Source organism: Vibrio rumoiensis 1S-45, from assembly GCF_000286955.2.
Lineage (GTDB): Bacteria > Pseudomonadota > Gammaproteobacteria > Enterobacterales > Vibrionaceae > Vibrio > Vibrio rumoiensis_A.
This window is the reverse complement of sequence record NZ_AJYK02000054.1, coordinates 1-10,706: the sequence shown is the minus strand read 5'-3', so window position 1 is coordinate 10,706 and position 10,706 is coordinate 1. Positions and strand designations below refer to the sequence as shown.

At 38.6% G+C, this 10,706-nt stretch carries 10 protein-coding genes; all 10 read right to left on the bottom strand.

Annotated features, from left to right (window positions below; all coding sequences use genetic code 11):
- Positions 1 to 45 precede the first annotated feature (45 nt).
- Complete coding sequence (locus A1QC_RS06950; protein WP_026025740.1) at positions 46 to 771, bottom strand: amino acid ABC transporter ATP-binding protein; 726 nt, start codon at positions 769 to 771, stop codon at positions 46 to 48.
- Between the two features lie 40 nt (positions 772 to 811).
- Positions 812 to 1,759 carry an amino acid ABC transporter permease gene (locus tag A1QC_RS06945; RefSeq protein ID WP_017024505.1) on the bottom strand — a complete coding sequence of 316 codons (948 nt, stop codon included), beginning with the start codon at positions 1,757 to 1,759 and terminating at the stop codon, positions 812 to 814.
- Between the two features lie 91 nt (positions 1,760 to 1,850).
- The gene (locus A1QC_RS06940) at positions 1,851 to 2,645 is read right to left on the bottom strand and encodes a transporter substrate-binding domain-containing protein (protein WP_017024504.1); all 795 of its coding nucleotides are present in this window, start codon (positions 2,643 to 2,645) and stop codon (positions 1,851 to 1,853) included.
- A gap of 294 nt (positions 2,646 to 2,939) precedes the next feature.
- The gene (locus A1QC_RS06935; protein WP_050990313.1) at positions 2,940 to 4,931 is read right to left on the bottom strand and encodes a polysaccharide biosynthesis protein; all 1,992 of its coding nucleotides are present in this window, start codon (positions 4,929 to 4,931) and stop codon (positions 2,940 to 2,942) included.
- Between the two features lie 135 nt (positions 4,932 to 5,066).
- Complete coding sequence (locus A1QC_RS06930; RefSeq protein WP_017024502.1) at positions 5,067 to 6,242, bottom strand: DegT/DnrJ/EryC1/StrS family aminotransferase; 1,176 nt, start codon at positions 6,240 to 6,242, stop codon at positions 5,067 to 5,069.
- Positions 6,243 to 6,383: 141 nt separating this feature from the next.
- The gene (locus tag A1QC_RS06925) at positions 6,384 to 7,025 is read right to left on the bottom strand and encodes an acetyltransferase (RefSeq protein WP_017024501.1); all 642 of its coding nucleotides are present in this window, start codon (positions 7,023 to 7,025) and stop codon (positions 6,384 to 6,386) included.
- Positions 7,018 to 7,614, bottom strand: coding sequence for a sugar transferase (locus A1QC_RS06920; protein WP_017024500.1), 597 nt, complete (start codon positions 7,612 to 7,614; stop codon positions 7,018 to 7,020). The genes A1QC_RS06925 and A1QC_RS06920 overlap by 8 nt, the downstream gene beginning before the upstream one ends.
- Positions 7,614 to 8,732: a glycosyltransferase family 4 protein gene (locus tag A1QC_RS06915; protein ID WP_017024499.1), complete on the bottom strand. Its 1,119-nt coding sequence runs from the start codon at positions 8,730 to 8,732 to the stop codon at positions 7,614 to 7,616. Before A1QC_RS06915 ends, A1QC_RS06920 begins: the two co-directional genes overlap by 1 nt.
- Positions 8,729 to 9,823, bottom strand: coding sequence for a glycosyltransferase (locus A1QC_RS06910; protein ID WP_017024498.1), 1,095 nt, complete (start codon positions 9,821 to 9,823; stop codon positions 8,729 to 8,731). The genes A1QC_RS06915 and A1QC_RS06910 overlap by 4 nt, the downstream gene beginning before the upstream one ends.
- A gap of 14 nt (positions 9,824 to 9,837) precedes the next feature.
- Positions 9,838 to 10,706 (bottom strand): O-antigen ligase family protein (locus A1QC_RS06905; protein WP_017024497.1); only part of this gene is annotated, 869 nt, incomplete at its 5' end.

Here is a 10,706-nt window from a genome sequence, read left to right as displayed (position 1 = left end):
ACACCCCGTCATTCCTGAGGAGCCGTAGGCGACATCAGGAATCTTCTACAACAACATAGACAAAAACTGCTGCAAGCGTGGGTGTTCCGGGTTATCAAAGAAATCATCAGGGCTTGAATCCACCAGCAACTCGCCATCTTGCATAAACAAAACACGGTCGGCGACTTCACGAGCAAAGCCCATTTCATGTGTCACTACCACCATTGTCATGCCTTCATTAGCTAAGCTTTTCATGACCTCTAACACTTCCCCTACCATTTCAGGATCAAGCGCCGAAGTTGGTTCATCAAATAACATAATATGGGGCTTCATCGCCAATGCGCGAGCAATTGCTACACGTTGCTGTTGGCCACCCGACAAATGGTTCGGGTAGTTATTCATGCGATCGGCCAAACCCACTTTTGCCATTAAAGCTTTAGCATCAACTTCCACGTCCGACTTTTTACGCTTTGATACCACCATCGGTGCGAGCATTACATTTTCTAATGCCGTTTTATGCGGAAACAGGTTAAAGCTTTGGAACACCATGCCGACGTTTTCACGCAAAGTATTAATATTGGTTTTGCGTGCGTACATATCCGTACCATCAATTTCGATTTTACCGTCATTAATGGTTTCTAGCTGATTCAGCGCACGCAGAAAAGTAGACTTACCAGATCCCGAAGGCCCAACAATTACCACCACTTCACCACGCTTAACCGAAGCAGACACATTTTTTAACGCATGGCAGCCATTTGGGTACACTTTATTGATCTTCTCCGCGACGATCATCGGCTCACCTTGTAAGGTCGGTGAATAGGTTTCATTAGAATTAATCACTGACTGCTAACCTCTTCTCTAACACTTGAATCGCCCACGACAAACTGCCGGTTAAGATCAAGTACAACAATGCCACAGTAAACCACACTTCAAACGGTGCAAAACTGCCACTCACCACTTCACGTCCAGCTTTGGTTAAATCGGTAATCGCAATCACCGACACCAAAGAAGAGTCTTTAATCAGGTTAATAAATTGCCCCGCCATTGGCGGTAAAACCCGCTTAAACGCTTGAGGTAAAATGATGTACGTCATGGCTTGCGGGTAACTCATCCCCAAAGAACGAGACGCTTCCATTTGCCCTTTATGAATAGACTGAATACCAGAACGAATTATTTCGGCCACATAAGACGCAGTGAACATAGAGAGCGCCACCACACCAGCGGTAAAACGTTCTAAATCTAAAACCGTACCAATGAAGAAATACACAATAAATATTTGTACCAACAGAGGCGTACCACGTATCACTTCAATATAACTAATCGCTAAATTACGCAACGCAATATTACTGGATAAACGCATCAGCGCCACCACCATGCCAATCACCACCGCAAACACCAAAGACAATAATGACAACTGAATGGTCACTATTACCCCTTTACTCAAGGTGCCTAAATGCCATTGGCTACGTTCTGCTAACGTGTCGCCTTCAAATACCAAATCGCCATCGGAAACGTGCAGGTTTTTAAATTTAGATAAATCCATCAACTCATCACCAGCAACCGATTGTAAAATCAGCTTACCTTTAGCATCCTTAACAATGTCGCCATCTAGAGGCGCAAGGATCGATTCTGGTTGAACATTGACAATATAAGGAAGGACACGCTCCCAATTCCAGTGGTAATTGATGCGTGAGGTTGATAAATAAACAAGGGAAAACATCGCGACAATAATGCCGACGAAGACAAGGTTCCAAAAAACTTTATTCGGTCTAGGTTGCATAATAGCTCTCTAATTATAACGATCTGATTAACAACTTAAAAAACAGATGACGAAAACGGCAGGGGAAAATCCCCACCGTTATGTCGCGTTATTACTGAACTTTATCCAGCCAAGATGCTGACTTAAACCATTTGTCGTAAATACGATCGTAAGAGCCATCGCCCTTGATCTGGTTTAAGTAGTTATTTAGGAAATTTAAGAAATCAGGATCACCCTGACGAATAGCAAAACCAAGCGGCTCAAAGGTAAATGGCGTATCTAAGTGTGTCACTTCACTTTCATGCTGCGCAGTATAAATAGCATTAAATGGTAAGTCGTACACGAACGCATCAGCTTTACCGTTCGACACTTCTAACGCGGCATCCGCAGTGGTTTCAAATTTGTTTTGCTTGGCTTTAGGAAGGAAGCGATCCGCAGCCACGATACCTGTGGTGCCTAGCTTAGTCGCAATGGTGTATTTTGGATCGTTAAGCTCGCGGTAGCTGGTGATTTTACCTTTGTGCTTCGCATTAAGCAGAATACTTTGGCCGATAACCACATAAGGTTGGGTGAAGTTCACTTGCATATTACGTTTAGCAGTAATCGTCATGCCGCCCATGATCACATCACATTTATTGGTGATCAACGCTGGAATAATGCCATCCCACGAGGTGTTAACTGGCGTGAATTTCACATCAATCGATTTAGCTAACATTTTGCCTAAATCGACATCAAAACCAATGAACTCACCATTTTTAGCTTTCATCTCAAAAGGCATATAACCGGCATCAAAACACACACGCAATTCGCCCGATTTTGTAATGTTTTGAAGTGTTGTATCTGCCATCGCAGAACTTGCAGCAAAAAGTGATGCCGAAAGAGCGGCCACTTGAAGAATTTTTTTCATAATAACATCCGTATTTATTGTTATAAACCAGGCTACATCCAAATGCCTGCTGTACCTTTTGTATGATAATCAACCAAATCGAATCAAAACGACCAAAATTTAGGATAATCAAACAAACCGTCACACTTTTATAACAAACCTATCAATACTATGAAACCTTTAATTCAACAACCTTCTAGTTCAACGCACATAAAAAAAGCCAACGAGATACCCCGATGGCTATGACAATTTCGCTTTTATACCTGCTTAATAAACTAAATATTTAACAAACCTAAATATTTAACAAACCTAAGCTTACTGAGTGAACTTTTGACCGACTAGCCTAAGCCCATCATATTGTTCAAAAACTGGGAATGCTTTGTTTTCCTTTGAACGAGCTTGCCACACCAAATCGCCAATGCAATCTGAAGGATTAAAACCTGTTGGTGCTTCAAGCAACAATTGACGAATTTCTTCATGGTTAAATTCATGACAAGCTGTATCTAATTTCCCCATCAATTCGCAATATTTATCATTGCTCCAATACACTTCATTAGCGGTCATGATCCGATTATGCTCGGTTTCTTGTACACCATCATCACCAATCAACAGCTCTTCAAACAGCTTCTCACCTGGTCTTAACCCAGTGAATTTAAATTCAATATCGCCATTAGGGTTATCTTCCGATTTAATGTCTAAGCCCGACAAATGTACTAGGTTAGTAGCAAGGTCAACAATTTTAACAGGCTCGCCCATATCCAACACAAAGACATCGCCCCCTTTCCCCATTGCGCCAGCTTGAATAACCAACTGAGCCGCTTCTGGGATCGTCATAAAGTAGCGAATGATTTCTGGATGAGTGATTGTAATCGGGCCGCCCAATTTAATCTGGCGTTTAAACAATGGGATCACTGAACCAGAAGAGCCTAGCACGTTACCAAAACGCACCATGCTAAAACGTACAAATGGTTGATTTTGCTCTTTCTTCTTCATTTCTTTTTCAGCTAAAGCTTGTAAGCCCAATTCGGCCATGCGCTTGGTTGCACCCATCACATTGGTCGGGCGGACCGCTTTATCTGTCGAAATTAGAACAAAATTCTTCACGCCAGTTTCAATCGCAGCTTTGGCGGTATAGTACGTACCAAACACATTATTGCGCACCCCTTCCACCACGTTATATTCCACCAATGGTACATGTTTATAAGCCGCAGCGTGATACACAGTATCTACCTGGAAAGAACTCATTACTGCCACTAAACGGTTAATACGCTGAACAGAACCAAGTAAAGGAACAATATTGACACTTAACCCTTCAAGCTCAACCAGTTCTGTCAGCTCTTTATCGATGGCATACAACCCAAACTCACTCAACTCAAACAGTACTAAGGTTTTAGGTTGCTGCTTAATGATCTGACGGCATAATTCCGAACCAATCGACCCTCCGGCACCTGTCACCATCACCACTTGGTCTTTAATATTCGATTGAAGCAAATTCGAATCAGGTACTACCGCCTCTCGCCCTAATAAATCTTCAATCGGCACATCAATTAATTGATCGATGCTGGTTTTTCCGGTCACAATATCAATCATTGCCGGTACAGTTTGAACTTCAAGTGGGTATTCCAACAAAGTATTAATAATATCTCGACGTTGAATACGAGTGGCAGAAGGCACCGCAAGCAGGACTTTTTTGATTTTATATTTAGCAATTAATGCTTCCACACTATTTGGGGCATAAACGGCAATACCAGAAATAACCGTATTGGCTAATGTAGGGTCTTGGTCAATAAATCCAACCACTTTATAATTAGAAGGCTGCATTAAAAGTGCTAATTGACGGCCAGTATCTCCAGCCCCATAAATCAACACGGGTTCTCGCTTACCTACGAGGCCAAGATGGGTCATGGTGAGATTACGAATAAACATGCGAGAGCCACCACACAGCATATACATCAGAGCAGCATAAATGAATGGAATCGAGCGGGGTACATCGGCATTATAAAAGTAAGCAAATAAAATGATTAACAATGCAGACAACATCGAGCCAAATGTAATATTTATAATCGCTTTAAAGTTTAGGTAACGTAAAATGGCGCGATATAAGCCTAACTTGGTAAAAATTAACAACGTAATAGGAATCGTTGATATTAATACAAGATGATTACCTGCATCTAGGCTACTTAAATCAGCTAAACGAATCCAATGTGCAAAGTAAAATGCCACGGTAATAAAAAACGAATCAATCAACAAACTGATTATTCGCTTTACTGGCCTTGGCAACCCCCATATATAATTAAATTTCTGAATAAATTTAGACATATTAAAATTCTTCAAAGTAATACAAAGAAAGCATCAAAGGTTTCTTTGTGAATAAAAACGTATTCAGTTACCAACAATCCTTGTTAGTGTGATAACTATACTGCTGATTTAACCCTGCTTTATTTAAACTTGGGCTTGAACTAACACTGTACGAATAACCGAGACCGTTAATTCAATTTCTGCTTCTGTTAAGGTTGGATGCACCAAAAACATTAAGCTAGTTTCCCCTAACTGCTTGGCATTGGGTAAGGCACGCTCAGGTTTAAACCCTGTACCTTCAAATGCTTTTTCATTATAAACCTCAGAACAACTTCCTTGAAAGGCTGGTACTCCTTGTTTAACAATCTCGTCAACAATACGATCACGATTCCAACCTTCTTTTAGCTGTTCTGGTTTAACAAATAGGTAGTGTTTATATTCAGCATGTTCAACCTCAGGCATTACATTAACACGACGTACCAAGGGTAAATCGGCCACGACATCATCAATGCGTTTTGCATAAGCTTGTCGAACGGCTGTCCATTCACTCATACGAGTTAACTGAATACGACCAATCACGCCTTGCATTTCTGTCATGCGCCAGTTCGTTCCAAAACTTTCGTGTAACCAGCGAAACCCTGGGGGGTGTTGTTTATTATAGATCGCATCAAAACTTTTGCCGTGGTCTTTATAACTCCACATGGCAGACCATAAAGTTTTATCGTTAGTGGTGACCATGCCGCCTTCACCGCCTGTGGTCATGATCTTGTCTTGACAGAAAGACCAAGCACCAACATGACCAATCGACCCAACACTGCGCCCTTTGTATTTCGCGCCATGCGCCTGAGCACAATCTTCAATCACATAAAAGCCGTGTTTTTCAGCCAATGCCATGATGGGATCCATATCCGCAGGCATGCCCGCCAAATGCACCACGATCACCGCTTTGGTTTTTGGAGTAATCACAGCTTCAATAGTGGAAGCTTCTATATTCTGGCTATTAAGATCAACATCGGCAAAAACAGGTGTTGCCCCTGCCGTTACCACACTGGAAACCGACGCTAAAAAAGTGCGAGGCGTAACAATAACTTCATCACCTTCGCCCACATTTAATGCTTTTAAAGCAAGATCTAACGCCAGCGTTCCATTCCCCACTGCAATCGCATAGTCAGAATCACTCCATGCTGCAAATTCTTTTTCAAATTCACGACATTCTTGACCTGTCCAATAATTGACTTTATTTGATAACAACACGCTGCTAACCGCATCGGCTTCTTCTTGAGTAAAAGAAGGCCAAGGAGAAAAAGGAGTGTTTAACATGAAGAGTCCTTACAAAAGATAAAATCAATATTCTAAAAGCCGCCATTCCTGATGAGCCATAGGCGACATCAGGAATCTACCTCAAGCTTTAGATTAATTAAGTCCAATAAAATAATTATAAAAAGAGTCAATAAATAACAACTAAAATACAGTAAGTGATTTTACTTTCGTTGCTGGAGATCCAAAATAAAGACTATTAGCATCAATATTTTTTACAACCACACTTCCCATGCCAATACTAGCACCAGACCCAACAACACTAGCTTGACGTATCGAAGTGGATGCGCCAATTTCAGAACCATCACCGATAATAGAATGACCACCAAGCATAACCTGAGGAGCTATAGTACAAAAATCACCAATATTCACATCGTGACCAACTGATACTTGTTTGTTAATAATAGAGAAGTGACCAATATTAATATCTGCGGTGCATATTGTACCTGCACAGATTATAGTTCCTGAACCGATATTATTAACTTCACCCTCAACCTGAACACTCGGATCAATTAGAGTATGAAAATTAGGATTACCACTAGCCATCATTTGAGTTATTATTTTTTTTCTAATACGAGGGGAAGCAATAGCAACAGAAAAAACATGATCCTCATAATGATGCCAATCAGAAATACAACCTAATACAGGGTAGCCGTATAATGTTGAACCACTGAGGTTTTCATCATCATCTAAAAAACCAAGAATATTTAATTTCAATCTTTTTGCAAGCCAAGCGACTTCTTTGCCAAAACCACTCGCACCAACAATAATAAGTGAATTAATCATTTTTAGTCCCTTCAAATTTAGTCATAGTGACACTCTCCGAACTACTTATCCCATCTCTAATTAATACTTTTTTTACCGTTAATAAAAGAATTTTAAAATCTAACAAGAAACTTTGATTATTAACATACCAAACATCTAATTCAAACTTTTGCTCCCAGCTAATTGCGTTACGTCCATTCACTTGAGCCCAACCGGTAATACCCGGCCGTACATTATGCCGCTTAGACTGCTCTTCATTGTAAAGTGGTAAATATTCCACTCTAAGTGGTCTAGGACCCACCAAGCTCATGTCACCTTTTAATACGTTAATTAAGCCCGGTAATTCATCCAGGCTGGTTGAACGCAATAAAGCACCAAAAGTTGTCATTCGTTGCTCATCGGGCAGAGGATTACCCTTGGTATCTTGCGCATCTAACATGGAACGAAACTTCATCATCTTAAACACGTTGCCATTCAAGCCTGGGCGATCTTGGGTAAATAAAATCGGCGACCCTAATTTAAAGCGAATAAAAATTGCGGTGATGATGATAACTGGAGACAAAGCAAGTAATGCCAATAAAGCAATTAAGAAATCAAAGAGTCGTTTCATCATATATCCTTATCTAATTCCATGATCTTCATTAGTTCCTTATTCACTTTATGAACATCAAATTTATCTTCCACCATGCTTCTACTATTAGTCGCCATCTTTTGCCATGAATCTTGATGTTCAATAAACCAAATCATTTGTTCAGCTAATTGATCAGCATTGGCTTTTTCAACTAAAAATCCGTTATAGCCATTAACAACGGTTTCTCTGCATCCCGGAACATCGGTTGTTAAGATAGGACGACCGGTTGCCATAGCTTCAAGTACTGTTCTTGGTAACCCTTCATGGTAAGAGGGTAATACAAAAATATTACAACCTTCTATATAAGGGCGTACATCATTCGTGGCTCCGACATAATCCACTGAATGATTAGCATTTAACTGCTCTAATTCAGTTAATGAAATACCATCTGGAGACGGATCTTCCGGGCCAACCAATTGAAAATAAGCATTAGGGTATTGCTGCTTCACCATATCGGCAGCGGCAATATATTCCCTTATTCCTTTGTCACCCAACAAGCGAGCAATCAACAAAAATCTAGGTTCTGAGGTTAGCGGCTTAATTTCAAAGTGAGTAACATCCACCCCAGATCCATTAACCACGCAGGTTTTATGTTCTGGTACAATACCTTGGTCAATAAACACTTGACGATTATCAGGATTTTGGAAAATGACTTTTTCAGCATTTTTTAGTGCGGCTTTATACAAAAACGCCACTAACTTCATTAACAGGTTCTTTTTCCAAGAGCCTTTTTGAAAAGCAAAACCAAGGCCAGTCACTAAAGCATAAAAGCGGCAATTAGGCACAAAACGAGCCGCTAAACCGCCCCAAATAATAGGTTTGATGGTGTACGCTAAAATTACGTCTGGTTGCTGTTGCTTAAAAATAGAGCGGAGACTAAAGAACGTTTTTATATCTTGGGTAGGACTTAAGCCATTACGAATAATAGGAACGTCAATATACTTAGAACCAAGAGATTCAATCGTATTAATTTGTTCTTGTTTGGCACCAGAAGCCAATGAGGTAATCTCTAAGCCCGTACTTTTTAAAATTTTAAGTAATTGCCCACGAAAATTGTACAACGATGACGGTAATGCTCCAATAACTATAATTTTCAATTTGGTCTTCCTATATAAATATCTAACCATTTTTGTACTGTTACATTGATGCTATAGTGTTCTTTAATTCTTAATCTGGCACTTTTCCCTAACTTTACTCGTGATTTATTATTCAGCCTTAAAGCATCATTAAGAGCATCCGATAATAAAATAGAATCAGAAGCTGGAACTAAAAATCCACAATCTCCAACTACTTCTCTTACACCTCCACAATCAGTTGCCACTACCACTCGTTCAGTTGCCATAGCTTCCGCAACAACTAACCCAAACCCCTCCCAAGCAGAAGAAAGAACATAAATATCAGCAGCATTCATTAAATAGGGAATATCATCTCTAATTCCTAATAATTTCACTTTTCGTTCCAATCCTAATGATTTAATTAAAGCAACCATTTCTTTTTTTAATGGGCCATCACCTGCGATCCAAAGCTCAACATCACTTCTAACTTTACATATTAAGAAGAATGCTTGTAATAAATTTGGATAATCCTTTGCTTTATGAAATCGGCCAACAGAAAGTAATATTTGTGTGCTTTCAAAAAAATCCTGCCGAATAAAATATCTTTTTTCACTTGAATAGCTGAAGTTATTTATATTAATACCATTTAAAATGGCAAGCATCGAACCTTTCTTTGCAGCTCCACGATCTTCAAGTTGATCTACAGCTTTTTGACTTACATTGGTAAACTCATCACCAAAATAAGAAGTTATTCTATAGCAAAGCATTCTTAACCTACCTCCATCATAGCTGCTATGGGAGGTGCAAATTAATCGTGGAATTCTAATAAATATCCTTATCAATCTAGAAATAATTATTGCATGAAACATGTGAGCATGAACCACATCAGGTTTCAAAGCCTTGATCAAAGATATTAAACTTAAAAAGCCAAATAGAAATGCCCAAATGTTTTTTTTACCACTGCCTAATTCAACTAGCTTCACTTCATTTTTTTTGGGTCTTAGTCTTGCAGTTCCCAGAAAATAAGCAATAGTAACCTTATGCCCATGCGATATTAGCTCATCAGCGATATCAATAACTTGACGTTCCGCTCCTCCAACCTCAAGACCAGTAATAACAAGTAAAATATTCACATTCATTCCTAATATTATTTATTTAAAGCTTTCAATCTAAATATAGACAGACAAATATAAAACCAAAATAAAGTAAAGAATCCAGACCTAAATAATGTATTTTCAAATATCTGGTGAATCAACAATGAAAAGCACCATGAAATAGATAACAAAATAACATCATTGTTATTCCCTTCATTAAGAAAATAAACTTTAAAACCATAATATATAGGTAATAAAGCTAATGTTATAAAAACAAAATAACCGGTAATACCAACTTCACTTAAAAACTGCAAATGTACATTGTGGGCAGAAAACTCTACACCTTGATTATTCAAAATCACTTCATCTAGTAATCCAAAGCCAACTCCTAACATAGGATTATTATAAAAAGAATCAATTAACAAATCCCATGCATCTCCTCTAGAGTTTAAGTCAACTGATAATCTTTCACTTGAGCCATCAATAATATGAAGAGAAGACATACTAAAAAAAATAGAGAACACCATAAAAAAACATAATACTAAATAAAATCGTCTTGTATGTTTAATTGAAAAGTAAAAACTAAAGAAAGCTATAAATGCCAAGATTGAAGCCCTTGAAAAAGCTAATAACAAAGCTATTAAAATAAAAAACAAGAAATATATACTATTTGTTCTTTTCAATTTAGATAGTGTCAATCCAGAAAATGCACCGACAATAATCCACATAGCAAATTGATTAGGATTATCAAAAAATGAACTCATTCGATAAAATGGAGAGACTCCAAATTGTCTTTGATAAAAAAATGAATTAATACCATTAACATATCCTAATTCTTCTTTATATTCATAACCACCAAAGAGAAACAACATTATGGAATATAATATTGAGATAATTACAAAGTAATAAATCATGTATAAAA